The 25,942-nt window shown below is 59.7% G+C and carries 26 protein-coding genes; 8 read left to right on the forward strand and 18 right to left on the reverse strand.

The window, feature by feature from the left end; all coding sequences use genetic code 11:
• The first annotated feature begins 190 nt into the window (after positions 1-190).
• The 4 genes from ACQUTG_RS11755 to ACQUTG_RS11770 all read left to right on the forward strand — a co-directional run bounded on the left by ACQUTG_RS11755 (position 191) and on the right by ACQUTG_RS11770 (position 3,220).
• Positions 191-706: an RNA polymerase sigma factor gene (locus tag ACQUTG_RS11755; protein WP_428919577.1), complete on the forward strand. Its 516-nt coding sequence runs from the start codon at positions 191-193 to the stop codon at positions 704-706.
• Between the two features lie 10 nt (positions 707-716).
• A complete protein-coding gene (locus ACQUTG_RS11760) occupies positions 717-1,382 on the forward strand; it encodes an anti-sigma factor family protein (RefSeq protein WP_428919578.1) in 666 nt (221 codons plus the stop codon).
• Positions 1,379-1,825 carry a hypothetical protein gene (locus ACQUTG_RS11765; RefSeq protein ID WP_428919579.1) on the forward strand — a complete coding sequence of 149 codons (447 nt, stop codon included), beginning with the start codon at positions 1,379-1,381 and terminating at the stop codon, positions 1,823-1,825. The genes ACQUTG_RS11760 and ACQUTG_RS11765 overlap by 4 nt, the downstream gene beginning before the upstream one ends.
• A 78-nt stretch (positions 1,826-1,903) precedes the next feature.
• Positions 1,904-3,220 carry a tetratricopeptide repeat protein gene (locus tag ACQUTG_RS11770; protein ID WP_428919580.1) on the forward strand — a complete coding sequence of 439 codons (1,317 nt, stop codon included), beginning with the start codon at positions 1,904-1,906 and terminating at the stop codon, positions 3,218-3,220.
• 22 nt (positions 3,221-3,242) lie between these two features.
• Here the strand turns inward: ACQUTG_RS11770 and oadA are convergent, their stop codons facing one another.
• The 4 genes from oadA to ACQUTG_RS11790 all read right to left on the reverse strand — a co-directional run bounded on the left by oadA (position 3,243) and on the right by ACQUTG_RS11790 (position 8,444).
• Positions 3,243-5,042 (reverse strand): sodium-extruding oxaloacetate decarboxylase subunit alpha, encoded by a 1,800-nt coding sequence (oadA, locus tag ACQUTG_RS11775; protein ID WP_428919581.1) that lies wholly within the window; start codon positions 5,040-5,042, stop codon positions 3,243-3,245.
• Between the two features lie 20 nt (positions 5,043-5,062).
• Positions 5,063-6,484, reverse strand: coding sequence for an acetyl-CoA carboxylase biotin carboxylase subunit (locus tag ACQUTG_RS11780; protein ID WP_428919582.1), 1,422 nt, complete (start codon positions 6,482-6,484; stop codon positions 5,063-5,065).
• A gap of 80 nt (positions 6,485-6,564) precedes the next feature.
• Positions 6,565-6,876, reverse strand: a complete 312-nt coding sequence (locus ACQUTG_RS11785; protein WP_428919583.1) for a hypothetical protein — start codon at positions 6,874-6,876, stop codon at positions 6,565-6,567.
• Between the two features lie 242 nt (positions 6,877-7,118).
• Positions 7,119-8,444: a DcaP family trimeric outer membrane transporter gene (locus ACQUTG_RS11790; protein ID WP_428919584.1), complete on the reverse strand. Its 1,326-nt coding sequence runs from the start codon at positions 8,442-8,444 to the stop codon at positions 7,119-7,121.
• Between the two features lie 327 nt (positions 8,445-8,771).
• On the opposite strand from ACQUTG_RS11790, the gene ACQUTG_RS11795 reads away from it, so the two are divergent.
• The 4 genes from ACQUTG_RS11795 (at position 8,772) to ACQUTG_RS11810 (ending at position 12,512) form a co-directional block, all read left to right on the forward strand.
• A complete protein-coding gene (locus tag ACQUTG_RS11795; protein WP_428919585.1) occupies positions 8,772-9,968 on the forward strand; it encodes an acyl-CoA dehydrogenase family protein in 1,197 nt (398 codons plus the stop codon).
• Between the two features lie 10 nt (positions 9,969-9,978).
• A complete protein-coding gene (locus tag ACQUTG_RS11800; protein ID WP_428919586.1) occupies positions 9,979-11,121 on the forward strand; it encodes an acyl-CoA dehydrogenase family protein in 1,143 nt (380 codons plus the stop codon).
• Positions 11,122-11,255: 134 nt separating this feature from the next.
• Complete coding sequence (locus ACQUTG_RS11805; protein ID WP_428919587.1) at positions 11,256-12,017, forward strand: class II aldolase/adducin family protein; 762 nt, start codon at positions 11,256-11,258, stop codon at positions 12,015-12,017.
• A gap of 33 nt (positions 12,018-12,050) precedes the next feature.
• Positions 12,051-12,512: a MaoC family dehydratase gene (locus ACQUTG_RS11810; protein WP_428919588.1), complete on the forward strand. Its 462-nt coding sequence runs from the start codon at positions 12,051-12,053 to the stop codon at positions 12,510-12,512.
• Between the two features lie 84 nt (positions 12,513-12,596).
• Here ACQUTG_RS11810 and ACQUTG_RS11815 read toward each other — a convergent pair whose 3' ends face one another.
• From ACQUTG_RS11815 to ACQUTG_RS11880, 14 genes are all read right to left on the reverse strand, one after another.
• The gene (locus ACQUTG_RS11815; protein ID WP_428919589.1) at positions 12,597-12,854 is read right to left on the reverse strand and encodes a YdcH family protein; all 258 of its coding nucleotides are present in this window, start codon (positions 12,852-12,854) and stop codon (positions 12,597-12,599) included.
• Positions 12,855-12,937: 83 nt separating this feature from the next.
• The gene (locus ACQUTG_RS11820) at positions 12,938-13,792 is read right to left on the reverse strand and encodes a DNA ligase (protein WP_428919590.1); all 855 of its coding nucleotides are present in this window, start codon (positions 13,790-13,792) and stop codon (positions 12,938-12,940) included.
• Positions 13,793-14,224: 432 nt separating this feature from the next.
• Complete coding sequence (locus ACQUTG_RS11825; RefSeq protein ID WP_428919591.1) at positions 14,225-15,373, reverse strand: ABC transporter substrate-binding protein; 1,149 nt, start codon at positions 15,371-15,373, stop codon at positions 14,225-14,227.
• Positions 15,374-15,422: 49 nt separating this feature from the next.
• Positions 15,423-16,130, reverse strand: a complete 708-nt coding sequence (locus tag ACQUTG_RS11830; protein WP_428919592.1) for an ABC transporter ATP-binding protein — start codon at positions 16,128-16,130, stop codon at positions 15,423-15,425.
• Positions 16,117-16,884: an ABC transporter ATP-binding protein gene (locus ACQUTG_RS11835; RefSeq protein ID WP_428919593.1), complete on the reverse strand. Its 768-nt coding sequence runs from the start codon at positions 16,882-16,884 to the stop codon at positions 16,117-16,119. The genes ACQUTG_RS11830 and ACQUTG_RS11835 overlap by 14 nt, the downstream gene beginning before the upstream one ends.
• Entirely contained in the window at positions 16,877-17,911 is a 1,035-nt protein-coding gene (locus tag ACQUTG_RS11840) for a branched-chain amino acid ABC transporter permease (protein ID WP_428919594.1), read from the reverse strand. Before ACQUTG_RS11840 ends, ACQUTG_RS11835 begins: the two co-directional genes overlap by 8 nt.
• 2 nt (positions 17,912-17,913) lie before the next feature.
• Positions 17,914-18,777, reverse strand: coding sequence for a branched-chain amino acid ABC transporter permease (locus ACQUTG_RS11845; RefSeq protein ID WP_428919595.1), 864 nt, complete (start codon positions 18,775-18,777; stop codon positions 17,914-17,916).
• Positions 18,778-18,944: 167 nt separating this feature from the next.
• The gene (locus ACQUTG_RS11850; protein WP_428919596.1) at positions 18,945-20,609 is read right to left on the reverse strand and encodes a long-chain fatty acid--CoA ligase; all 1,665 of its coding nucleotides are present in this window, start codon (positions 20,607-20,609) and stop codon (positions 18,945-18,947) included.
• 23 nt (positions 20,610-20,632) lie between these two features.
• Positions 20,633-21,412: a 5'/3'-nucleotidase SurE gene (surE, locus tag ACQUTG_RS11855; RefSeq protein WP_428919597.1), complete on the reverse strand. Its 780-nt coding sequence runs from the start codon at positions 21,410-21,412 to the stop codon at positions 20,633-20,635.
• 19 nt (positions 21,413-21,431) lie between these two features.
• Positions 21,432-22,496 carry a phosphotransferase gene (locus ACQUTG_RS11860; protein ID WP_428919598.1) on the reverse strand — a complete coding sequence of 355 codons (1,065 nt, stop codon included), beginning with the start codon at positions 22,494-22,496 and terminating at the stop codon, positions 21,432-21,434.
• Between the two features lie 147 nt (positions 22,497-22,643).
• Positions 22,644-23,411 (reverse strand): SDR family NAD(P)-dependent oxidoreductase, encoded by a 768-nt coding sequence (locus ACQUTG_RS11865; protein WP_428919599.1) that lies wholly within the window; start codon positions 23,409-23,411, stop codon positions 22,644-22,646.
• A 10-nt stretch (positions 23,412-23,421) separates the two neighbouring features.
• Positions 23,422-24,624 carry an acyl-CoA dehydrogenase family protein gene (locus ACQUTG_RS11870; protein WP_428919600.1) on the reverse strand — a complete coding sequence of 401 codons (1,203 nt, stop codon included), beginning with the start codon at positions 24,622-24,624 and terminating at the stop codon, positions 23,422-23,424.
• Between the two features lie 73 nt (positions 24,625-24,697).
• On the reverse strand, positions 24,698-25,138 hold the full coding sequence (locus ACQUTG_RS11875) for a PaaI family thioesterase (protein WP_091998903.1): 441 nt from the start codon (positions 25,136-25,138) through the stop codon (positions 24,698-24,700).
• Positions 25,138-25,932 carry an SDR family NAD(P)-dependent oxidoreductase gene (locus ACQUTG_RS11880; RefSeq protein ID WP_428919601.1) on the reverse strand — a complete coding sequence of 265 codons (795 nt, stop codon included), beginning with the start codon at positions 25,930-25,932 and terminating at the stop codon, positions 25,138-25,140. The genes ACQUTG_RS11875 and ACQUTG_RS11880 overlap by 1 nt, the downstream gene beginning before the upstream one ends.
• Positions 25,933-25,942: the final 10 nt, after the last annotated feature.

Below are 25,942 nucleotides of genomic sequence, written 5' to 3' on the forward strand. Positions count from 1 at the left end.
TTTTTTTACAAACAGACATACCTACCGAACAGGTGCGCTGGTACCATTGATAGTGCGATAAAAACCACAAAACTCATGCAACGCGAGTGACGTGCAGGGTGTATTCAGGGGTACCCGTTTGGCCTTACTTCCATTTCGGCAATCAAAATCGAAGCGCTTCGATCGTCTGGTTCAACCTCACCTGAAGACGATGTTTACCTTCGCCTACCGATTGACCGGCCGAGAGCATGACGCCGAAGACCTGGTCCAGGACGTCGTCGTCAAGCTCTATCCGCGCCTGGAGGAGCTGGAGTCTGTCGATCACCTCCGCCCCTGGCTGCACCGGGTGCTTTACCGCCAGTTCATCGATACAATCCGAAAAAGGCCTGGAGGACGCGAAATCAACACCAGCGCCCTGGATCTGCATGACGAACAAACGCCGTTTCTGGAGAGTAGAGTCGGTAACGAGCCAGATCCGCTGGCGAACCTGGAAGGCGACATCCGGAGCCAGGCCCTGAAACGGCTGCTCAGTGAGCTTCACCCGGATCAGCGAACCCTTTTATTGCTACATGACGCCGATGGCTGGCGTCAGGAAGACATCGCAGAGGTACTCGACGTGCCCATTGGCACCATCAAATCCCGCCTTCACCGGACCCGCGCCCTGCTTCGAACAAAATTGCAGGAAGAGTTGGAACCTTTTGAGCAGCAACTCCGTGGACTCAAGTGAGGTAGATGCGATGAACTGCAAACATTTTCTGCAAGATGTGGATGCCATGGCCGCCGGGGAACTTTCCGAGCCGGTGGAACTGGAGATGCGCCGCCATGCCGAACGCTGCGGAGCCTGCGCCAGAGCCCTGTCCTCGGCCACCCTGATGATGGAAGAGGTTGCCCGGGCGCGAGCACCCGAGCCCGGCCCGGATTTCGAAACCCGGATGCTGGCAGCGGCGAAAATGGGCGAGCCGGCGGCAACAAGACGCCCCTGGGGCCTCCCCGTTTGGGGCGGCGCCGTGGCCGCGGCCCTGGTTGTCGGCATTTTCATTGGTGGCGAGCTGTACGGCCCGAAACAGCAAGCCGCGCCGGTAGCCCAGACCGGAGCGGACGTCATGCAGGAGATTGGCGCAATAGCGGACCAGAAAACCGTCAGGCTGGCGTTCAGCTCCAAAGAAGCTGTGGACAATGTCACTCTGACCCTGGAGCTGCCCCCCAACATGGAACTTGCACCGTTCCCGGGGCGCCATCGCGTGAGTTGGAAGGTGAACCTGAAACCCGGCGATAACCTGTTGGCCCTGCCGATGAACATCCTTTTCCCGGGCGAGGGCACCCTGGTTGCCCATCTTGATGATGGTCGCAAACGTAAAACCTTCCGTACCGACATTGGCACGACAATGGAGCCATCGTCATGAGGTCAGCATTACTTTTGATACGGCTCGTAGCCGCCCTGGGGCTGGCCCTGGCCCCGGTGATGGCAGCGGCCGAGACAGACTTTGAAGTCACCATGAGAATGGTCGAGGACGAGGAGGCACTGGACTCGTCGTTCGTTCAGGAAATGGAACTGCCCGAATCGATCAATGAGCTGGATGTCACCGAGATCCGCAACGGAGCCAGAGAGCTTGAGGAAAACCTGGCGTCAGAATCCAGGGAGACCCGGGATGCTCTGGATCTGGAATTGCCGGGAGAAGAGGACTCATCCCTGCCCGTACTGGATCTGCCGGATTCGGATCTGACGGATCCGGATCTTCCACCGCCAATTGGCGACCTGCTGGATACCGGGGACAATCTCCTTGACGAAACGGGAGATCTGGTGGACGGAACCGGCGATCTGCTGAATGACCCTTCTGGCAACTAATACCTGATTTTCTGCCCCTACGTGAGTTAAGCTTACCCTGATGCGCCGGTTTTCGTTCCAGCCTCAAGGGTATTCCGCTTGCTGCTTCGTATCGTAAACATCCTGCTTGTCGTCTGGATGGCCATGCTGTCACCGATTGTGACGGCCGATAACAACGCGAAGGCAACCAGCCAGTTGCGTGCTGGCATTGCCGCGTTCAAAGCCGGTAACCTGGAGCGGGCACAGACTCTTCTGGAGTCGGCCGCCGATCTGGGCATGCAATCCCGTGCCCTCACCTACAACCTCGGTGTCATCTACTACAAAACCGGTGACTTGCAGAACGCCGAGCGCATGTTCCGACAGCTGACCGAGACCCGCCAACGCAGCCTGGCCTTTTACAATCTGGGGCTTATTGCACTCGCACAGGAAGATAAATCCGGCGCCAGAGCCGCATTCCGTGAGGTAGTAGATACCAATGACGCGGACAATGTCACCCGTCTCGCCGCAGCCCAGCTGGAAAAGTTGGGTGAAACCGCGCCGTTGCCTCCCTGGCAGGCCCTGGGCTCTCTGGCGGCCGGCTACGAAGACAACATCGGTCTGTTTCCCGATGAGGCAGCCAGCACGATCGAGGACAGTTTTCTGGAGTCGGTGGCGGCCGTGTCCGGCTACCTCTACCGGCAGGGCAAACACGGGTTCAGACTGCAGGGCCAGGCCTATGCCCGTGAATACGACTCCGAGGATGAGTTCAACTCGCAGCTGGTGCGCCTGGATACCAATTGGGAGTATCGGCTGGATGACTACCGACTGTATGCCGGCATAGGCGGCGACAAACTGTGGTACGGCGACAAGCCCCGTGAAGAAAGAGCCAGACTCTCTGGCGGAGTGAGCACACCTGCCTGCGCCATCGCAGAGGAACGGGCCCGATGCTCGGTGTCGGCCCGCGCAGAGCATGTGTCGGCGTCTTCCCGGTATGACGCTTACGACGGCCGGCACTATCGCCTGGATGCCCGATATCGGGCGCGGCTCGGGGACTGGGGCGGCGGGTTGCGGTATTACCTGGATTACGACGACCGCCGCAATCTGGCCACAGAACGGGAGTACTTCAGCGTGTCGCCCCTCGGCCAGACCCTGGAACTCAGCACCCGTTATTACCCACTCCCCGATCTCGAAATCGGCGGGGTACTCGGCTACCGCTACAGCTTCTATCGCACCGCCCACCGCCTGCGAATTCCTGAAGGCACCTGGATCATCAACCGGATCGACAAGCGGCTATCGCTGAGCGTGAATGCCGACTACCGTATCAACGACACATTCTCGGTGGTGGCCGGTTGGCGGGGATTGCACAACAACAGCAACATCCCCCGCTACGATTACGAGCGCAGCACGGCCACCCTGGGGATCACCGTGCTGCTATGAGCCCTTCGGGACTCAGTTGGGCCTACTCGATATCCACCAGCACCTCACCGGGCACAACCCGATCGCCCTTGGCGATAAACACGCCCTTCACCGATCCGGAAATGGTTGCCTTTACCTCGGTTTCCATCTTCATGGCTTCGATGATCAGCACCGGATCTCCAGCCTGGACCTCGTCACCCTCACCGACCAGCACATCGACAATGTTACCGGGCATACTGGTGGTGACGTGACCTTCCTTGCTGGCGCTGGCTCTGCCACCACTTTTGGCGCTACCTTCATTACCGTCGCCATGGGACTCCAGGTGAATTTCCTCGGGAACACCATCCACTGTCATGTAGAACCGGCGTTCGCTGTCGCTGACCGGGTTGGCTCCTGTCACGTGGATATCATAGCTCTCACCATGGACCGTGATCTTGAACCGGGTGTCCACCGGGCCACCACTGCTTTTGGCCGGTAACGGCTCGAGCGGCTCCGGCTGGAGCGTGCCATCCCGCCGCTGCTCCAGATAGGCCCTGGCCTGATCCGGGAACATAGCGTAAGTCAGGACATCTTCCTCGCTGGTCGCCAGGTCTCCGACCTGTTTCCGCAGTTCACCCAACTCCCGCGGGATAAGGTTGGCCGGGCGCTCTTCCACCAACTCTTCCTTGCCAACCGCGCGGCGCTGCAATTCCTGATCCACCGTTGCCGGGGCCTTGCCGTACCAGCCCTGCAGGTATTTCTTCACCTCGTTGGTGATGGAGTCGTAACGCTTGCCCGCCAGCACATTGATCACCGCCTGGGTGCCCACAATCTGGGAAGTCGGAGTAACCAGCGGTGGATAACCCAGGTCCTTGCGGACCCGTGGAATTTCCTCGAACACATCCTGGATACGATCCAGGGCACCCTGTTCCTTGAGCTGGTTGGCGAGGTTCGACATCATGCCACCGGGCACCTGCGAGAGCAGCACAGACGTGTCCACACCGTTGTAGTCGCTCTCGAACTGGTGGTACTTCTTGCGCACGTCCCGGAAGTGGCGGGTGGCCTTGTCGAGCAATTCCAGGTTCAGACCGGTCTCGAAACCGGCATCGTGCAATGACGCCACCAGGGATTCGGTGGGTGGATGACTGGTACCGCCGGCGAAGGCAGACAGCGCGGTATCGATGTGATCAACGCCTGCTTCCATGGCCGCCCACTGGCACATGGGCGCCATGCCCGACGTGGCGTGGGAGTGCAGGAACACCGGCAGATTGAGGGTCTGTTTCAGCTTGCCCACCAGCTCGGCAGTCACCGCTGGCGTCAACAGACCGGCCATGTCCTTGATGGCAATGCTGTCTGCCCCCATCTCCGCCATGGCCTTGGCCTGCTCCAGATAGGCGTCGGTGTTGTGCACCGGGCTCACGGTGTAGCAGATGGTGCCCTGGGCATGCTTGCCGGCCTTCTTCACGGCCTTGATGCTGGTTTCCAGATTACGCACATCGTTCAAGGCATCAAAAATACGGAACACATCCATGCCATTTTCCGCCGCCTTGGCGACAAAGGCCTCCACCACGTCATCGCCGTAATGACGATAACCCAAGAGGTTCTGTCCCCGCAGCAGCATCTGCAGACGGGTGTTGGGCAAAGCCTTGCGCAGGGTACGCAGGCGCTCCCAGGGGTCTTCCTTCAAAAAGCGCACGCAGGCGTCAAAGGTGGCGCCGCCCCAGCACTCCAGGGACCAGTAACCGGCCTGATCCAGCCATTCACAGGCCGGGAGCATGTCTTCTGTGCGCATTCGGGTGGCAATCAGGGACTGGTGGGCGTCCCGCAGGATAACGTCGGTAATGTGAATCTTGCGCTTGGTCATGGGATCTCTCCGATATTCTTTTACAGGCCCGCCTGGGCCGCGATAGCCGCAGCGATGGCAGTGGCGATGGATTCAGGGCGGGTCTTGGTGCTGTATTCCAGCAACTGCGGGTTCCGCTCGACGAAGCCGGTATTGAAATTGGCAGCCTGGAAATCCGGATGCTCGAGAATCTGCTTGTAATAGGGAATGGTGGTCAGGACACCATAGATACCCATATCACCCAGGGCGCGGCGGGAGCGGGCAATCAGCTCGTCCCATTCCATGGCCCAGACAATCAGCTTGGCGCACATGGAGTCGTAATAGGGCGGAATCTCGTAGCCGGTGTACATGTTGGCGTCAGTGCGCACCCCCGGACCGCCGGCGGAGTAATAGCGGCTGATCCGGCCAAAGCTGGGCAGGAACCCGTTCTTCGGGTCCTCGGCGTTGATACGGAACTGGGCCGCAAAACCGCGATAGCTGATGTCCTGCTGCTTCAACCCCAGAGGTTCACCAGCGGCAATGCGGATCTGGGCCTTGATGATGTCTACCCCGGTGATCTCTTCGGTGATGGTGTGCTCCACCTGTACCCGGGTGTTCATCTCCATGAAATAGAAGCTGCCATCGTGGTCCAGCAGGAACTCCACGGTGCCGGCATTGACGTAGCCACACTGTTTCGCGACCCGCTTGGCGAGGTCACCAATGTATTCACGCTGGCTTTCCTCGAGCTGGGGTGACGGTGCCAGCTCGATCAACTTCTGGTTGCGGCGCTGGATGGAACAGTCACGCTCGTACAGGTGCACGACGTTGCCGTGGGTATCGGCCAGGATCTGCACCTCGATATGGCGGGGTTCGATGATGCATTTCTCCAGGAACACCTCGGCGCTGCCAAAGGCCTTGGTGGCCTCGGAAATCACCCGCTCGTAGTTCTGCCTCAGCTCCTTCTCGTTATCGCACCGGCGGATGCCTCGTCCGCCACCACCGGAGGTGGCCTTCAGCATCACCGGGTAGCCAATGTCGGCAGCCTGGGTAACGGCGTCCTCGACATTTTCCAGGTTGCCTTCCGAGCCGGGAGTTACCGGCACGCCCGCCGCCAGAGCGGTTTGCCGGGCCTGGGTCTTGTCACCCATGGAGGCGATGGCCTCCGCGGAGGGACCGACGAAGGTAATGCCGCGCTCCCGACAGATCGCTGCCAGCTCCGCATTTTCGGACAGGAACCCGTATCCGGGATGGAGCGCGTCGCAGCCGGTTTCCACCGCCATGTTCACAATGTGATGGGGGTTCAGGTATCCCGACAGGGGGTCCTTGCTGATCTGATAGGCTTCGTCGGCTTTCTTGACATGCAGAGAGTACTCGTCAGCCTCAGAATGAATGGCGACTGAGCGAATACCCAGCTCGCTGCAGGCCCGGGCAATCCTGACCGCAATCTCTCCGCGATTGGCGATCAGCAGCTTCCGTATAGCCATGGAATATCCTCCAGGTGGTGGAAGTCGTTTGTTTCAAGCGGTTGGTTTGGGCAGCACTGCTGCTACCCGATGATTGGCCGTCAGGCCAGGGGCGGCGCCTGGGGCAGCACCGGAAAACTGGCGCAATGGGTGATTTGGGGTCTCGAGGGGATCACTGAGTGGCAGGGAACCAATACTGGGGCATGCTTCCCGGACTCTTCATCTGTGGACAATCCTGCTTCATGCCCACCGTCACCGGCGACTTCACCGGAAATCAGACAAGCCCCTCGCTCACAAGCACCGAAGTCGAAACCATCATCTGCGGGAAGGGAAAGTCCGGAGAAGAAAACCAGCACCAGAAATATCAAAAATCCCGGTGCGAGGAATCTGGCGTTACTTTGGGCGTCCTGCATGGGCGTCCTACGGTATGACGAAAGTCGTAGGTAGTTTCCCGCGATCAGGCCTCGTCTTCAATACGCTTTTTTGGGTCCAATACCTCGATTTTTTCGAACTATTACCAAGTTGAATCGCGATTTTTTCTTTCGGAAGACTTCAGGCAAGGATTAGAAACCCCGGCTCGGGAGAGTATGAGCCGGGGGGCAAGAGATTACACAGCAGCTGAGGCATCGTCCGCCTCAGAGGGGGACTGTTGCGATCAGAAGCTCAACTTCGCCGAGGCCATGACCTGCTCATACTGCTCACTGCCTGTGGTCGCGATTTCCCCGAAGTCCCAGTAGGCATACTCGAGGCCCAGAGTCAGGTTCTTGTGAGCGGACCACAACAGGTTGGCGTGGACCGAAGTGGAGCTATCGAAATAGCTGAGGGTGCCTTTCGGGGAGAACTCCAGGTCATCCACGATCTCGGTGTGGGAGAGTACCAGGGAAGAGCGCCAGGCTGGCGACCAGAAATGGCGGTACGCTGCCGTGGCGCCATAGGTTTTCAGGGGTTCGACTTCGCCCGCCGCCAGGGCGCCAAGGTCCACGTCCGGATAGGTCAGCAACCCCATATAGCGGCCCAGCGCGCCATAGCTGTACTGCAGGCGCAGGTCATCGCGCCCGATAGTGGGGATGCGCGCGCTCAGGGACACGGCACCAGTCAGCTTGGTTTCATCGGCTGCATCGTCTTCAATATTGCGCAGGACACCGGCGATGGAATAAAAGCCATAGTTACCACGGATCTGGTACCGGGCGGTCAGGTCCGGGTAGGACTGATCGTCATAGGAGTTGCCGTAGTAACCGTCTTCCGGGTTTTCCAGCGCCACCATCAGCTTGCCCCCGGGCGCCGCCATGTTGTAGCGCAGCATGGGCTGGGTCACATAGATGAACGCGGCCTGCTTACCCTGGTTCAGTATTTCCGGCATGGCGGCCAGGTCGGTGAAGGTGGTGTAGGTCTGCCCGGCATCCCATCCATTCCATGACGCATAGGCCTGCCGAAGGCGGGGCGCATAACTGTTGGAGACGATTTCGTTACCGGTCTCGCTGAAGCCGTCGTTCAGGTCCTGGTTGAAGTCCATCTCGATGTAGGTGGTCAGGTCATGGCCAACGACATCGCCGGTCTTGGTACCAATACTGATTCGTGATTCCCGTGCACTGAAGCCCGATTTCCAGTCGTTGTTATCGTTGGCTGCGGCCTTGGCAAACATACGGGGCAGGCCAATCGAATAGCTGTTCAGGGAACCGTTTCCACCGGAACCGAAAATGGCGTCGGCCTTGATAAAGCCACCGAAAGAAATGGTGGTATCGCCAATCTTGATGCCGTCACCATCACGCAACAGGTAGGTGTTGTCCTCCTGCAACTCCGGCGCAGTGGATACAGCACCCTCCAGTTTCTCTTCCAGCGTCTGCACACGTTGGCGCAGCTCCTCCATTTCACTACCACTCTGGGCAGTGGCCGGCATTGATGCCAGTACCAGCAGAGGGGCCCCGGCAAGGGCAATGGCTCGGACAAGTGGACGGGGGTTAAAGCGAGTTGTTGTTGTCATCTTCTTACCTCGTAACGGAGTGTGTTGCTTTCGTTGTTGTAAATCTCCGGCACTGGCTGCTTCCGGAAGCGATCCTTCACAAAATTCCGCTCTGCGGTATTTCTATGTTTTTATGTTTCGCTTAGCAGTACCAGCTTCCGAGTTTGCGAATATAGACAATCATTTCTGTACTAACAAGGCGGCCAAACCATTTTTTTACGAAACTCGCATTCATAATCGATTAACGGGTTTCATTTTTATTGACAGCTCCGGACTGATTGAAGGATCATTGAGTAATTCTGCTATGCGGTATATCTTTTCGCTGAAACGCCAAAACGAGGTTGTCTCATGAACATGAACTACACGGCCGAGGAACTCGCTTTTCGCGACGAAGTGCGCGCGTTCCTGGATGAGAAGCTGCCGGCTGATATTGCCGCCAAGGTGAAAGGCTTTCGCAGGCTGTCCAAGGAAGACCACCAACGGTGGCAGAAGATCCTGAGCGAGCAAGGCTGGTACGCGACCCACTGGCCGGAGGAATACGGCGGTGTGAAATGGACCCCGGTACAGAAACATATCTGGGATGAAGAATCCTGCCGGTACGGGGTACCTCGCTCAATTCCGTTCGGCGTCAACATGGTGGCCCCGGTCATCATCAAGTTCGGCAACGAAGAACAGAAGCAGCGATACCTTCCGCGAATTCTGAGCGGCGAAGACTGGTGGTGTCAGGGTTACTCCGAGCCTGGCGCCGGTTCTGACCTGGCGTCTCTGAAGACCCGCGCCGTACGCGAGGGCGACCATTACATCGTTAATGGCCAGAAGACCTGGACCACCCTGGGCCAGCACGCCAACATGATTTTCTGCCTGGTACGCACCAACACCGAGGTGAAAGCGCAAGAAGGCATCTCTTTCCTGCTGATCGACATGAATACACCGGGCATCACCGTGCGCCCGATCATCACCCTGGATGGCGAGCACGAAGTCAACGAGGTGTTTTTCGAGGACGTGAAGGTACCGGTAGAGAACCTGGTGGGCGAGGAAGACAAGGGCTGGACCTACGCCAAATACCTGCTTACCTACGAGCGCACCGGTCTGGCCGGGATCGGTCTGTCCAAAGCGGCACTTCAGCATCTCAAGGAACTGGCCTCACGCCGCCTGAAAAATGGCAAACCCCTGATCGAGGATACCTCCTTCAGTCAACGCATTGCCCAGGTCGAGATCGACCTGATGGCGGCCGCGATCAGCAACCTGCGAATCGTTGCTTCGGTCGAGGGCGGTGGTGTTCCCGGTGCAGAGAGTTCGATGCTGAAGGTGCGCGGTACCGAGATCCGCCAGGCCATCAATGACCTGGCTCGCCGGGCCATCGGGCCCTACGCCATCCCGTTCGTGGAAGAAGAACTGGACCTTGATTATGACGGCGACTTCCTCTCCGATGAGAACGCCGCCCCACTGGCAGCCCAGTACTTCAACAACCGCAAGCTGTCGATTTTCGGCGGATCCAACGAGATCCAGAAAAACATCGTGTCGAAAATGATTCTCGGGCTTTAAGGAGGCGACCATGGATTTCCGACTCAACGAAGAGCAGCAGATGCTGCAGGACACCGTGGCCCGCCTGGTACGCGGTGAGTACAGTTTTGAAAAACGACTGGAGTACAGCGAATCCGAGCTGGGCTTCAGCGCGGACTTCTGGAAACAGCTCGGTGAGCTCGGCCTCACCGCCGTGCCCTTCGCCGAGGAGCTGGGCGGCTTTGGCGGCAGCGGCGTGGAAGTGCAGAGCGTCATGACCGAACTGGGCCGTGGCCTGTGCATCGAACCCTACCTGCAATCGGTCGTCCTGGGCGGCGGGCTGATCAGCCAGGCTGGCAACGACCAGCAGAAAGAGCAGTGGCTCGGCGGCATCGCCAGCGGTGAGACCCGGGCAGCCGTAGGCTTGCAGGAGCCCCAGAGTTTCTATGATCTGAACGATGTGGAAACCCGCGCCGAAAAATCCGGTGACGGCTATGTCCTGAACGGTCGCAAGGCGGTGGTCATTGGCGGGCACTGCGCAGATGTCCTGGTGGTTTCGGCCCGCACCTCCGGCGACAGCCGGGATGCCGACGGCATCAGCCTGTTCCTGGTCCCTGCCGATGCCAAAGGGCTTGAGCGACGCACCTACCCGACCATCGACGGCGCCAAGGGATGCGACCTGTTCCTGAACGACGTCACCGTCGGCACGGACGCACTGCTGGGTGAGCAAGGCCAGGCTTCCGAGGTTATCGAGTATCAGGCCGGCCGTGCCATTGCCGCCCTGTGTGGCGAAGCCGTGGGCGTAATGGAAATGGCCTGCGACCTGACCCTCGAGTACCTGAAACAGCGCAAACAGTTTGGTGTGCCCATTGGCCGGTTCCAGGTGCTGCAACACCGGATGGTGGACATGATGTCCGAACTGGAGCAGGCCCGTTCAATGGCCATACTCGCTGCCAGTGTCGCCGATGAGCCCCAGAGCGACGAGCGGCGCCGGATCCTGGCCGCAGCCAAGAACGTGATCGGCCGCAGTGGCCAGTTCGTTTCCGAGCAGGGCATCCAGTCCCACGGTGGTATCGGCATGACCTGGGAGTACAACTTTGCCCATTACGCCAAACGCCTGATCATGATCAACCACCAGCTCGGCGATGACGATTTCCACCTGGAGCGTTACGCCACCCTGTTACAGGCCAGCTAACCCCCTTCATCAGTGAGCCTGGGGCCTCTCTCCACCAGTCAGAGGCCTTTTCGGGGGTGGCCACCGGCCATCCCCTTTTTTTATTTCGGGGCAGGGGCCTGCATGCCTGCTGTCCTCTTTCAGAGGTGATAACTATGACAACAGACACCGCACCCCAGGACACCACCGACCTGAAAAAAGCCGAATGGAAGGTAAGAACCGAACTTGCCGCTGCCTACCGGCTGGTTGCCCTGTTTGGCTGGGATGACCTGGTCTTTACCCACCTGTCCGCTCGGGTACCTGGCCCGGACCACCACTTCCTGATCAATCCCTACGGCCTGCTGTTCCACGAAATCACCGCTTCATCTCTGGTGAAAGTCGATCAGAATGGAGAGGTGGTGGAGTCCGGCAGTATCAGCCGCGTCAATCCGGCGGGCTTTACGATTCATAGTGCCGTCCACATGGGACGTGAAGACGCCGGCGCCGTGATGCACCTGCACGCCGCCGATGGTGTGGCCGTCTCGGCACACCGGGACGGGCTGCTACCGTTGAGCCAGACTGCGATGTTGTGCCTGGAGCACCTGAGCTACCACGATTACGAAGGTGTCGCCCTGAACCTGGATGAACGGGAGCGCCTGATCCGGGACCTGGGCGACAAATCCATGATGCTCCTGCGCAACCACGGCGTACTGACCGCCGGCAAGGATGTGCCCGAGACCTTCACCTACCTGTATTTCCTGATGAAGGCCTGCGAGATCCAGGTCAAGGCCCAAAGCTGCGGCCCGGTCCATCTGCCCTCGGACCAGGCAATCCGGACCACCGCCGAGCAGTCCCAGTCCCTGGGCATGGCGGCCCGCCTGACCTGGCCGGCGCTGGTGCGCCTGCTCGACAGCAAAAACCCCGGTTACGGGGTGTAAGCCAGACCCTCAACCGATTGCCAGGAGAGCCCAATGGTTTCAGTCGCGATCAACGATCTGGAGAGCTACAAAGGCGTGGTCATCGGCCATAGCCCCTGGACCACCATCAGCCAGGACATGATCAACGCATTCGCCGATGCCACCGGTGATCACCAGTGGATCCACGTGGATGTCGAACGGGCGAAACGGGAGTCGCCCTGGAAAAGTCCGGTGGCTCACGGCTACCTCACTGCCTCCCTGATTCCCATGCTCAACAGCCAGGTCCTGAAGGTCACCGGAACCGCCGCGACCATCAACTACGGTCTGGACAAGCTCCGATTCCCGTCGGCGGTAAAGGCCGGAGCGGAGATCCGCAGCAAGATGGAATTAAAGGACCTGACACGGATTGACGACAGGCGAGTGCTCGCAACCTACCACACCACCGTCGAAATCCGCGGCGAGGACAAGCCCGCCTGCGTGGCGGATAATCTCGCCATGTATGTCTTGGAACCATAGACACAAGAGAAGGGACGGTTAACCCCGGGTCAGAAGAAAGCGTTCTTCTGACCCCATGTCTGGACCAATCAAGCGCCGTTCGATTCAGCTGGCCAAAGAGGCCTCATACTCCCGAACCATTGAATAAAGCTCATCCTTCAGATGCAGACGCTGCTTCTTTCTGTCCTCGAGGTATTCATCCGAGGTGTTCTCCGCACCGCTCTCGATACGATGAATCTCATGATCCAGCTCGTGGTACTCGTCGAAGAGCTTGGCGAAGTGCGTGCTGCCGGTCTTGAGCATGTGGATCGCTTCGCGGGACTCGGGCAGCTCGTGGATCAGGTCGTGTTTTTCGAGGGACATGGTTGGCTCCTGCCGGGGTGTAATGAAGTTCTTGTGTTCAGTCTAGAAAAGCAGCGGCCGTGCCATCTTGACGCTGATCAACATCACTGTTGGGAGGCCGCTTCCGGCTCATCCGGGCGAATCCTCAGAAAGCTGGCGAAGCGGGGAAGGCCGGTTGCTGTGTAACCATGGTGCTTGAAGGTGATCTGCTGTCCCGGTTGCGGGGGATTGGCCCGCTCCTCGTCCGTGAACCCGCTACCGATACGGAAGCGGCGACCATCCGGTAACTCCACCAGTAATGAGCCGAGCAGCCCTTCGTATTTTCCCTGTCCCTCGATATGCTCCACGACCACTGCCTCGGCATCCTGGAAAGTTTTCACTTTCAGCAGGTCATCCGACCGCCCTGCCAGGTAGAGGCTGGCCTTGCGCTTGAGCATCAGCCCTTCGCCGCCGGCAGCCACGATTCTGTTCAACTCCGTGATCAGGGCCCCGTGACCGGATATCGGGCGCTGCTCCACCAACTTGAGATAGCTTGACTCCGAGGCCTGGACCAGCTGCTTCAGCCTTTCATAGCGTTTGAAGAAAGGGACATCCGCGGCCGGAAGGTCAAAAACATGGAACGCCACCTGCCGCCATTTCCCATCGTCCGGCCTGGCCATGCGTACGATGCCCGACAGCTCGGCAAACTGTCCCCGCCCCATCCACAGTTCTCCATCAAGCGGATGAACCGGAAAATCCTCGGTAAACCATTCAGGGGATTGGTAAACATGCCCTCCGCGGGACCACAGCTTTTCCACATCCCAGTAGGCTCGAACTCCATCAAGCTTTTCACTGACCCAGTAGTCGGTGAGGTTGGCACCTTCTTGATAGACGTTTGCCAATGGTAGTGGCCGAGGTTCCGAATAGGTAGGACCTGCAACAAAAACCAGAATCAGGAGCAGAGCCGCAATACACCTCACACCATGGCTCCGGCGTTCAGGTTGGGCCCACTGTCCTGCATACGGTCCCGCAACCGGTGCCACGGAAAATCCCGGTAGCGTTGAGATGAGCCGGATAGCCTTCCTTCTCCCACCATTCCAGATCCAGCGTGGCCCAGTGCTCTGCCGGGCGACCACGGCGAAATGATCAGAGGGGAAGTCACCGACACGGACGGTGAACGGCAGTCCGCTTGGCTGGGGCATGTCTTCAGTCCTTGAAGAGTTGATTCGGTCCGTTGAATCGGTGCGGGTATATCGGCCATCGAATCCTTGATGGGCTGGCCCGCAGCGTTGGGAAAGGTACCAGTGCGTTTAGAGAAAATCCAGAGTTGGGGGGTGGGCTTGAAGATGGGGTCAGATGAAAGTGTTCATCAGACCCCTGAGGCTGAGCCCCCGAGCAAGCCCTCCGGGTCCTTACTCGATGGCTTCGCGGACGATCTTGCCGTCTTTGACCACGGCCAGGGTGGTCTCGGTGACGAAGCCACCCTTGTCGGTCACGTCGGTGACTTCGTACGGATTCTTGCTGGCATCCATGTTAGCCAGGGCGTCGCCGATGGCGTCACGGATGACCTTCGGGTCGGTGGACTCGGTGGCATCCATGGCTTCGACCAAGCCGTGCAACGCCAGGTAGTTATAGGCGGCTTCGGAGCCCGGCATCTTGCCGTACTTTTCCTGGTAGCGTTCGATGAAGCTCTTGGCTGCTTCGGTATCGTAGACACTCAACGGCACCACGCCAACGGCACCTTCCACCATTTCCATGCCGCCAGCGACTTCGGCCACTTCGTCAATCTTGGCCTGGTCCATGACGATGAAACCGCCCTGGAAGCCCATTTGCCGTGCCTGCTGAACCACAAGCCCCGTCGGCTCGGAGGCACCGCCGACGAACATGACTTCTGGTTCTTCCGCAATGATGCGGCTGACGCCTGTAAAGAAGTCCGCGGATTTGTTGTAGTCCATCGGGTTGTTCGCCACGACCTTGCCGCCCTTGGAGGTCCACTCTTTCTCGATCATGGAGGCCCAGATCTTGGCGTATTCGTGGGTGGCACCTGCCATGCCCAGCGTGGTGCCCAGATTCTCCAGGGCATAATCGGTAAAGGCACGAACGTAGCCGTCAAAGGTCGGCGGAATTCTCAGAGTCAGCGAGTTACCCTTCTCGGTCACCGTCGGCACGCTGGTGTAGGCCATTACCAGGAAATCGTCTTTTTCGTTGAAGTCCTGCAAAGCAAATACACCGCCGGAATGGGGTATGAAGATGGCGGGCACATTGGATTCCTGCTTCAATCGCTTGGCATTGGTAGCCGCCTGTGCCGGGGAATAGCGGTCGTCCAGGGAGACCAGGTTAATGGTGGTCTTCTCGCCATTCAGGTCAAACCCACCGGCGGCGTTGATTTCCTCGGCGGCCATGCGCAGGCCGGACAGGGTATTTTCCCCGTACAGGGCAGCACCGCCACTGAGCGGGCCGGTGAAACCGATGTTGACCTCACCGGCCATAGCGCCGGCAGTCAGAGTCATGCCGAGGGTGGCCGCGGCAACAGCCTGACCCAGTGTTTTCGCTTTTTTCATTGTTTTCTCCTGGTTTGTTGCGCTCGTCGTTGATCCGTGTCCGGAGCCATCAGGCTCCAATGTATGCTTTGCGAACCTGCTCGTTGCCGAGCATGGCTTCCCGATCGCCTTCCATGACCAGCCGGCCGTTCTCCATCACGTAAGCCCGGTCGGCGATCTTGAGGGCGGCAAAGGCATTCTGTTCCGCCAGCAGCACGGTGGTGCCGAGGCTGTTGATCTGCCGGATGGTCTCGAACATTTGCCGGACCACCAGCGGGGCCAGGCCCAGGGAGGGCTCGTCCAGCATCAGCAGCCGGGGTCGGCTCATCATCGCCCGACCAATGGCCACCATCTGCTGCTGGCCACCGGACAGGGAGCCCGCCGGCTGGTTGGCCTTGTCTTCGAGAATGGGGAACAGCTCCAGCACTTCGTTCAGACGTTTCTTGTTGCCCTCCCGGTCGCGCCGATGCACATAAGCACCCATCATCAGGTTCTGCTGCACACTCATCTGTGGGAACAGCTTCCGGCCCTCGGCGCACTGCACCACGCCGGAGGAAACCACCGCACTGGGCTTCATACCATTGAGGTGCTTGTCCTCGAAGCGGATATCACCGCCCGTCGGTTTGACCAGACCGCTGATGGCATTGAACAGAGTGGTTTTGCCGGCACCGTTGGCACCGAGCAGCACCACCAGCTCACCGGTATCGACCGTCATGGAAATATTGGTGAGGGCCTTGAAGCTGCCGTAGCAGACATCCACGTTCTCAAGCTGCAGCATCTTCATCACCTCCCAGGTAGGCCTCGATCACTACCGGATTGTTGCGGACCTCCTCCGGTGTGCCTTCGGCGATCTTCTCGCCGTGGTCCAGCACCATGATCTTGTCCGCCAGGCTCATGATCATGTCCATCTTGTGCTCGATCAGGCAGACGGTCAGGCCGTTGTCCACCATCTTGCGCATCAGCGCGGCGAACCCCTCGGTCTCTTCCGGGTTTACGCCCGCCGCGGGCTCGTCCAGCAAGACGATCTTGGGATCGGTCGCCAACGCCAGGGCGAAGGCCACGCGCTTTCGCTCTTCCTGGGTGATATCGGCGATGAACTGGCCGGCAACGTGGCTCAACCCGACGAAGTCCAGAGCCTCCATGGCCTTGTCCCGCGCCGCCTTCTCCTCCCGCTGCAGGCGTTTGCTGTTGACCAGCACGTCCCACAGTCCAGAGCGGGTGCGCAGGCGATGACCTACGATCAGATTGTCCAGTACCGTCGCCTGTTCAAAAAGGTTGGTGGTCTGGAAGGTCCGGCCCACACCCAGACGCGCCACCTGGTCGCAGGGCATGCGGGTAACATCCACACCGTCCAGCAGGATTCGGCCTGAGGTGGGCTGATGCAGTCCGGAAATCAGGTTGAAGAAGGTGCTCTTGCCAGCACCGTTGGGGCCAATAATGGCGTTGATCTTGCCGGCCTCGAAGTCGACAGAGACATCGTTGACCGCCGCCAGGCCGCCAAACATCTTGGTGAGGTGTTCTACCTTAAGCATTGTTCTCGGCCTCCCGTGCGCTGGCTGTCTGGACCTTGCTTGCCTTCTGTTTCTTGCCCGGAGCAAGGGATTGGGCCTTGTGGTGCATCCAGGTCAGGAACTGCCCGGTAATGCCCCGCGGGAAGAAGATCACCAGAATCACCAGCAGCGGGCCGAAAATGATCATCCGATACTCTTCCAGGAACTGCAGGGACTGGGTGATCCAGACAATACCCACGGTACCCAGCAGCGGGCCGGTCAGGGTGCCGATGCCACCCACCAGCAGGTAGGTGATCATGTCGAAGGTGTGGTTGATGTTGGCCTCTTCCGGCCCGATGAACCGCACCATACCCGCGTAGAGGGAACCAGCCAGGCCGGCGTAGGTGGTGGACAGCACAAAGGCAAGCACCTTGTTGCGCATCAGGTTGATACCCAGGGACTGGGCCAGCTCATCGCCGTTTCGGATGGCAATGAAGGTGCGGCCGAGCAGGGACCGGGACAGCCGGCCCATGAACCAGATGGAGAACACCAGGAACGCGAGCACCAGGTAATAGAAGGGCGTGGTCTCGGTGAAGTCGACCAGACCGAACCCGGAGGGCGCGGCAATATCCCGGACCCCGATCGGACCGTGGGTCAGCTCTTCCCACTTGTCGATCAGCAGATAGATGATGAAGCCCACGCACAGGGTGAAGATGGCAAAGTAGTGCTCCTTCAGCCGCAGGGAGACAATCCCCACGAAGAAACCGAGCACCGCGGTCATCAGCAGCGCGGCCACGAACGCCGGCCAGAAACTCCAGCCGGCGTCGGCGGTGAGTAGGCCCAGCGTGTAGGCCCCGATGGCAAAGAAACCACCATGGGCCAGGTTCAGCTGGCCGCAGTATCCGGTAATGATATTCAGACCATAGACCGCGATCGCCCAGACGAAGGCGGAGGCCATGACATAGACCTGGTACTCGTTAGCGGCCAGGAACGGAAACACAAGCGCGAATGCCAGCAGCGCCATCTTGGCACCGGGCTTCATCAGCAGACTTCCAAGCTTGAACAGCATGATCAGTGCGCCCCCTTCGCAAACAGCCCCTGCGGGCGGACAGACAGAATCAGTACCAGCAGCCCGAAGGCGATGATGTCCTTGTAGGCGGTGGAGATGTAGAAGCCGCCGAACGCCTCGGCGAAGCCGATGATCATGCCGCCGGCGATGGCACCGGGAATGCTGCCCATGCCACCGAGGATGATGATGACGAAGGCCTTCATGATCACCAGGTGGCCCATGGCCGGGTACACCAGGTTGATGGGTGCATAGAGGCTGGCTGCCACTGCCGCCAGCACACCGGAGATGGCAAAGGTCATCATGGCGACCCGGTTGGCGTCGATACCCACCAGGAAGGCGCCCTCACGGCTCTGGGCCATGGCGATGATGGTGGCACCGGTCATGGTCTTGCGCAGGAACAGCTGCAGGGCAATCACCAGGGCGAAGGCACCAACGATAATCAGCAGGCGCTGTTCCGGGATGATCAGGCCGTCAAAGTTCATGATGCCGGTGAACGGCGAGGACAGACGGCGGAAATCCGAGCCCCAGAACATCTGCACCACGGCTTCCAGGAACAGCAGGATGCCGATGGCGGCAATCTTGTCGTGGATCGGCGGGGAGTTGCGCAGCGGGTGGAACACCAGGCGTTCACACAGGATGGCAAGCACCGCGACGACTGCGGCCGAGCCGGCCATGGCAATCCAGTAGTGCACGCCCAGATCCGTCATGAAGAAGTACGACATGAACGCGCCAACCATGTAGAGCGCGCCATGGGCAAAGTTCGGAATATGGAGAATTCCGTAAACCAGGGTGAGACCGAGAGCTACGAGACCGTAGATGCTTCCCAGGGTTAACCCATTGATGATTTGCTGGAAGAAAAGGTTCAAGTACGCCCCTCCGTGTTTGTTGTTATCGGACATTTTTTGAGGCTTCAGAGGGCTGGGCCGCATGACCCTGCCCTCTTGTGTGAAACAATTACACTGATCGTCCCATCTGTCAATAAATTAAAATGGTGTTTCGCTGTGCGATCCCTTAATGCAATATTTGAATATTTTCAGGCACCCTTCTTCCATTCCTGTTCCTGAAGCGCTCGCCACATGAGCTTGCCCGTAGGGGACTTCGGTAGCTCTTCGACAAACTCCACAATGGCGGGAACCTTGTACGCCGCCATCTGCTCCTTGCACCAGGTGGTGATGTCAGCTTCGGAAGTCTTACCTTCCGCCTCCGGCGTCAGCACAATGCAGGCCTTTACGGTCTCGCCCCGCTTGGGGTCCGGAGCGGAGATGATGCATACCTCGTGGATAGACGGATGACGGTACATCAACCCCTCAACCTCGGACGGCCAGACCTTGAAGCCGGAAGCGTTGATCATGCGTTTAACCCGGTCGACCATGAAGAAATAGCCATTCTCGTCGTAGTAACCGAGATCACCGGTTCGGAAAAACCGCTTGCCATCGATTTCCACAAACGCCGCCTCGGTCTCCGCCGGCCGATTCCAGTAACCGATGGTGACCTGAGGGCCGTTGGAGACGATTTCTCCGGTCTCACCGGGGCCTTTCTCCTCGAGGGTGTCGACATCGATAATGCGACTGTCCACGTCGAATACCGGAATTCCGAGACACTGGGGCTTGGGGTTGGCCGACGGGTTGATGTGGGTTGCTGCCATGGTTTCCGACAGGCCGTAACCCTCGATGTAATCGAGGCCGGTCATTTTCTTGAGCTTTTCCGCCACCGCGACCGGCATGGCGGCGCCACCCCCGCCAATCATATTGAGACTGCTGAGGTCGTACTTGCCGAGATCCGGGTTGGACAGAAAGTCCACCGCCATGGTGACGATGTTGGTCCAACCGGTGACTTTGTAGCGCTCGATCAATCGCGCCGCCGTGGTTCTATCCCACCGCGTCATGATGACCGAAGTGGAGCCACAGAAAATCGGACCGTTCATTGAGCCAGTCATGCCGGTGACGTGGAAAAACGGCAGCGTGGACAGTTGAACGCTGTCGGGGGTGCTGAGATTCCAGAACACCCGGTGCACAGCCGTGGCCATCACCGAGCGGTGGGTATGCATACAGCCCTTGGGAGCACCGGTTGTACCGGAGCTGTAGGGAATCACAGCGAGGTCGGCCGGGGTCGCCGTGTGCTCGCCCGGGGTATGTCCGGCTGCCATGGCTGCCTCCCAGGTCACCACACCGGGAACATCGCGGTTCCAGGCGGATGCTGCCACCTCAGCGGGCAGGTCCAGATCGGTATCCGGATCGATATAGGTGTTGTAGGAGGCAACAACGACCTCTTCAAGATTGGTTTCACCGATCATTGGGGCAATGAAACCGGCCAGTTCCTGGCCTGCAAGGCAAACGGTTGCGCTGGTATCAGCAATGTAGTGCTCCAGCTCCGCCGCGCGGTTCATGGGATTCACCGGAATCACCACGGCATCAGCCCGGAGAATCGCGTAGTAGCTGATCACATACTGGGGAGAGTTCTGCATGTAGAGCAGGACCCGATCCCCCTTTTTCACGCCTCTGGCCTGTAGGTATCCGGCCATGGTTTCCACCTCTTCCTTGAGCCGCCGGAAGCTCAGGGCGGCATCGTAGAAAATGATGGCGTTGTGGTCGGGGTAACGTCTCGCCGAAATCTCCAGGTTGGTGTAAACGCTGGTTGCGGGCAGAGTCATGGTCTTCGGAAGTTCCTTGGGCCAGACACTGTAATGACGTGTGAACATGGTTGTTATTCTCCCAGGGTCATTCATTCAGCCGCGTTTGCGGTCAGATCAAAATAATCGGTTCCCCCTGGCAGGGGATCCTCATGGCGTAAGGGGGTAATGGCCACGGCCTTGTCCCGGAGTACCGTCACGTCGGCATCGGGGGCCACGATGTGGCGGGAGCTGCGCTCGAAACCGAGCCACCAATACGGCAGGCTTCGGGCATCGCGGCCGGCCAGCAGCCGCGGCCGCTGGATCGAACCCGTAGACTGGCGGCACCAGCGTGCCAATCCGATCTCACCGACCTCACAGGCCGGGAAATTGACGTTCCATCCGAGGGCCTCACCCGGCCGGTACAGATTTCGAATCAGGGTCTCACCAAAGGTCTCCACCGGCGACCACCGGATGCCATCGCGGGTCAGAAACGCCTGGCTCAGGGCAATGGCGGGAATATTCATGTGCAGGGCACTGAGTACGGCACCCACGGTACCGGAGTACTGCACCGAATCGCTGATGTTGGCACCGCAGTTAACCCCGGAGAGAACCAGGTCCGGTGGCGTCTCGCCAAACCATTCGGCCAGGGAATAGAGCACACAGTCCGCCGGCGTGCCGGAAACGGCATAGCGGTTGGTCCCGGTTTCATAAACCCGGAGCGGACTGTGAATCGAAATGCTCTGGCCGGCACCGCTTCGATCATGTTCCGGCGCGACCACCCAGACTTCCTCCGCGAGATTGCGGGCGATGGTTTCCAGGATCGCCAGCCCCGGCGCATTGATGCCGTCGTCGTTGGTGATCAGGATGCGTTCACAAATCGGACCATTCATAGGGTTTCTCCCAGCTCCGTCAGTTCCGTGGGCCGCCATTGGCAATTTTCCAGCCGATGTCCGCCAGCAGGCTCGCGCGCTTCCCGACCTGCAGGGCGTTGGCATTGGCGGCGTTACCATCGAGGGCTCGCTTATAGACCCCTTGCAGGATGGCCGCCAGCCGGAACAGGGAAAACGCCAGGAACACGTGCCAGTCGTCGATACCATCGCGTCCGGTCCTGGCGCAGTAACGGGCAATGGTCTCCTGCTCGTCGGGGATACCCAGCGCTTCCAGATCCTCGCCCTGCAACCCGCGCATACCCTCCATATCGGAAGGCAGATAATAAGGAAGGCAGTAGTAGGCCAGGTCTGCCAGCGGATGACCGAGGGTTGAGAGCTCCCAATCGAGGATGGCGATCACCTCCGGCTTGTCCGGCGCCAGCATCAGGTTGCCGAAGCGGTAGTCGCCATGGGCAATGGCGGTTTCGTCTTTCGCAGGCAGGTTCTCGGGCAGCCAGGCCATGAGTTTGTCCATGGCGGGCAGGTCGTCGGTTTTCGACGCCAGGTACTGCTTGCTCCAGCGGGCTACCTGGCGGGCGACATAACCCTCGGGGCGGCCGTAATCAGCCAGGCCGATGGCGTTCACGTCCACGGAGTGGAGCTTCGCCAGGGTATCGATCGCGGAGTGATGCGCGGGCAACCGGTCCTTTCGATCCAGTGCCCGCAACGCCGAATGACTGATGATCCGGCCTTCCAGGAAGTCCATGACGTAGAACGGCGTGCCGATGACGTCACTGTCCTCGCACAGCACCCGCACGTTCGGAACCGGCACATCGGTGTTTTCGGATAACGCCCGCATGACCCGGTACTCGCGCTCGACCATGTGGGCGGAAGGCAGGGTCTTTCCGGGCGGTTTCTTGCGCAGGACGTAGCGGCCGCTGTCGGTGTCCAGCAAAAACGTGGGATTGGACTGGCCGCCCTGGAACTGTTTGACCTCCAGGCGGGTGCCGAAGTCCGGCATTGCCTGCTGGAGCCAGGCCAGGAGGTTGGCTTCGTCGAATTTGTGGGCCGGGAGGACGTCTACCAATTCCGGGTTCATACTCATAATTACTCTATGTCTTTGATTGGGGGCAGCGGCGCGGGGGTGGGTCTGATTTTCTTTCGGGAAAAACAACTCGCTTCGCTCAGACAATTTTCCCTGCAGAAAATCAGACCCACCCCCGCGCCTCGGCAAACCTTGGTGTTTGCTGTCTTAACAAACTGTTTCGCCGCCGTCCGCTACGATGACCTGGCCGGTGATATACGCACTTGCCTTGGTGGACAGGAAAACGGCCAAACCCGCGATATCGACCGGGTCACCGATGCGGCGGAGCGGGGTTTTGTCCTCGGCCCGCTTTACGCGGACGGGGTCTTCCCACAGGGCCTTGGCGAAGTCGGTCTTGATCAGGCCCGGGGCAATGGCGTTGACACGGATGCCCTTGGGGCCCCACTCCACGGCCAGGTTGCGGGCCAGAGCCGCTTCGGCGGCCTTGGAGACGCCGTAGGTGCCGATCACGGTGTTGCCACGCAGGCCGGCGATGCTGGAAAGCAGGACTACCGAACCCTCACCCTTTTCCGCCATCTGCGGCAGCACCATGTTGGTGAGCCAGAAGGTGCCTTTGACGTTGGTGTCCATGATCTTGTCCCAGGCGTCGTCGGTCAGCTCCGCGGTCGGGCCGTAGACCGGGTTGGTGGCGGCGTTGCACACCAGCACGTCGATGCTGCCCCAGGCTTCGTTGGTCTTGTCGACCAGGTTCTGCAGGTCTTCTTTCTTGCCGACGTGGCAGGGAACGGCCATGGCCTCGAAGCCCTGTTCCTTCAACTCAGCGGCCACCTGTTCACAGGCATCGGCCTTGCGGCTGGAGATGACGACTTTGGCCCCACATCTGGCCATTTCCTCGGCGATGGAGCGGCCGATGCCCTTGGTGGAGCCGGTGATGACGGCAACCTTGCCGGTCATATCAAAAAGCGGGTTAGTCATAACTTGATCCTCAGCGGTATTGGCGAAGTTCCATCTTGGCAACGGAATCCAGGTGCACCTCATCCGGTCCGTCGGCCAGACGCAGGGTGCGAACCTTGGCCCAGGCGGAGGCCAGGAAGGTGTCCTGGCTGACGCCGGCGCCGCCGTGGACCTGGATGGCCCGGTCGATGACCTTCAGGGCCATGCTCGGCGCCACCACCTTGATCATGGCGATTTCCTGGCGGGCCACCTTGTTGCCGACGGTGTCCATCATGTGGGCTGCCTTCAGAGTCAGCAGACGCGCCTGCTCGATTTCCAGCCGGCTGCGGGCTATGTCCTTGCGGATGGAATCAAAGTCGGACAGCTTGCGGCCAAAGGCCTCGCGGGCATTGGCCCGCTTGCACATGGCTTCCAGTGCCCGCTCGGCCACGCCGATGGTGCGCATGCAATGGTGAATACGGCCCGGCCCCAGGCGGCCCTGGGCAATCTCGAAACCGCGGCCCTCACCCAGCAGCATATTGCTGGCCGGCACGCGCACGTTGTCGTATTGAATCTCTGCATGGCCATGGGGCGCGTGGTCGTACCCGAACACGTGCAGCGGGCGGACCATCTTCACGCCGGGGGCGTCCAGCGGCACCAGGATCATGGACTGCTGCTTGTGCTTTTCTGCGTTCGGGTCGGTCTTGCCCATGACAATGGCAATCTTCGAAGTGGTGGTCATGGCACCGGAGGACCACCACTTGCGGCCATTGATGACGTACTCGTCGCCCTCGCGGCGGATTTCACAGGCGATGTTGGTGGCATCGGAGGAGGCCACGTCCGGCTCGGTCATGGAAAAGCAGGAGCGGATTTCGCCCGCCAGCAGCGGTTTCAACCACTGGTCCTGTTGTTCCTTGTTGCCGTAACGGGCAATGGTCTCCATGTTGCCCGTGTCCGGCGCGGAGCAGTTGAATACTTCGGGTGCCATCTCGGAACGGCCCATGATTTCGCACAGGTGAGCGTATTCGAAGTTGGACAGGCCAGCACCGAACTCGCTGTCGGGCAGGAACAGATTCCACAGGCCGGCAGCTTTCGCCTTCTGTTTCAGTTCTTCGATGATGGGAACCGGCGCCCAGCGATCCTCGGCCTCTTCCACCTGATGGTGATGCTTCTCTTCGTTCGGATAGATGTAGGCATCCATGAACTCGGTTAATTCGGCCTGCAGCTTTTTAGCCTTGTCAGACAGCTCGAACATATCCGTTTCCTCTCGTTGTTTGTGTCCTGACTGCCCTTTTCGCGGCAATCAATCGTGGTTTGGATCCGGCCAATCAGATTGGCACGCCCTCGGGCTTATCGCTCCCGGATCGGATCCGGAAAGTGCCTTCACCGATGGCAAGCAGGTTGCCCTGATCGTCATGCACCTCGCCGGTACTGTTGAAAATACGGGTCCCGCCGGCCCGCTTGCGCCCGGTCACCCGGATCACACCGCCGGAGCACTGGCCGGTGAAGGTGGTGGTCAGGGACAGGGTAATCGCCTTGCGCATGCGGCCGGGATAAGGGCAGTAAGTCCCGGCCTGGGCCAGGACGATATCCAGCAGGGAGGTCAGTACGCCCCCGTGGATCACGCCTCCCAGGTTCAGGTGCCGGGGTTCCAGCGCCAGCTCGATCACCGCTTCGTTCTCTTCCCAGGACACCTGGCGGTAGCCCAGCAGGCTGTGAAAACCGGGCAGGTCCTGACCTCCAGTAATGTGCAGCTTTTCCTCACTCATCAGACTTTCATTCCTGGCAGGTTAAGGGAGGCGGTATTGCCGCCGTCCACCGCCAGGGCCTGACCGGTGATGTAGCTGGCGTCGTCGCTGGCAAGGAACAGGATGGCAGCGGCAATCTCCTCGGGATTGCCGTAACGGCGAAGCTCGCACCGGGACCCGAGCTTGTGGGCCTTTTCATGGGCGCGGGCGTAATCGAACACCGCACGGGTCATACCGGTTTCCACCAGGCCGGGACAAACGGCGTTGACGCGGACATTGTCCCCTCCGAGGTCACAGGCGGCGGTCATGGTCAGGTTGATCACCCCGGCCTTGGAAGCACTGTAGGCGTTGCCACCGGCACCGGAGCGAATGCCGGCCACTGAGGCGGTGTTAACGATGGCGCCGAGCTTGCGGGCCTGCATGTGCGGTGCCACGTGCTTGATGAACAGCATGGTGCCGATGAGGTTGACCGCCAGCACCTTGTCCCATTCCTCACGGTCGTTACCGGTCACCGGCGGGTGACCACCGGAGGTGCTGGCAATGCCGGCGATGTTGCAGAGCACGTCGATCCGGCCAAAGGTCTCCATGGTTTCCGCCACCAGATCCTTCACCTGGCTTTCGTCGGCCACGTCCACCAAATGGCGCTGGTAGCGAGCGTCCTCGGGCATGGCGCTTTCGGTCTCAAGCAATCCGGCCTCGGACACATCGGCCATCACTACCGAGGCGCCCTCTCGGGCCAGACGGACGGCGGTGGCACGGCCAATCCCGCTACCGGCACCGGTGACGATGGCTATGCGCTGATCAAATCGCGCCATGGAATCGCTC

The organism is Marinobacter sp. DUT-1 (genome assembly GCF_050379415.1).
Classification (GTDB): domain Bacteria; phylum Pseudomonadota; class Gammaproteobacteria; order Pseudomonadales; family Oleiphilaceae; genus Marinobacter.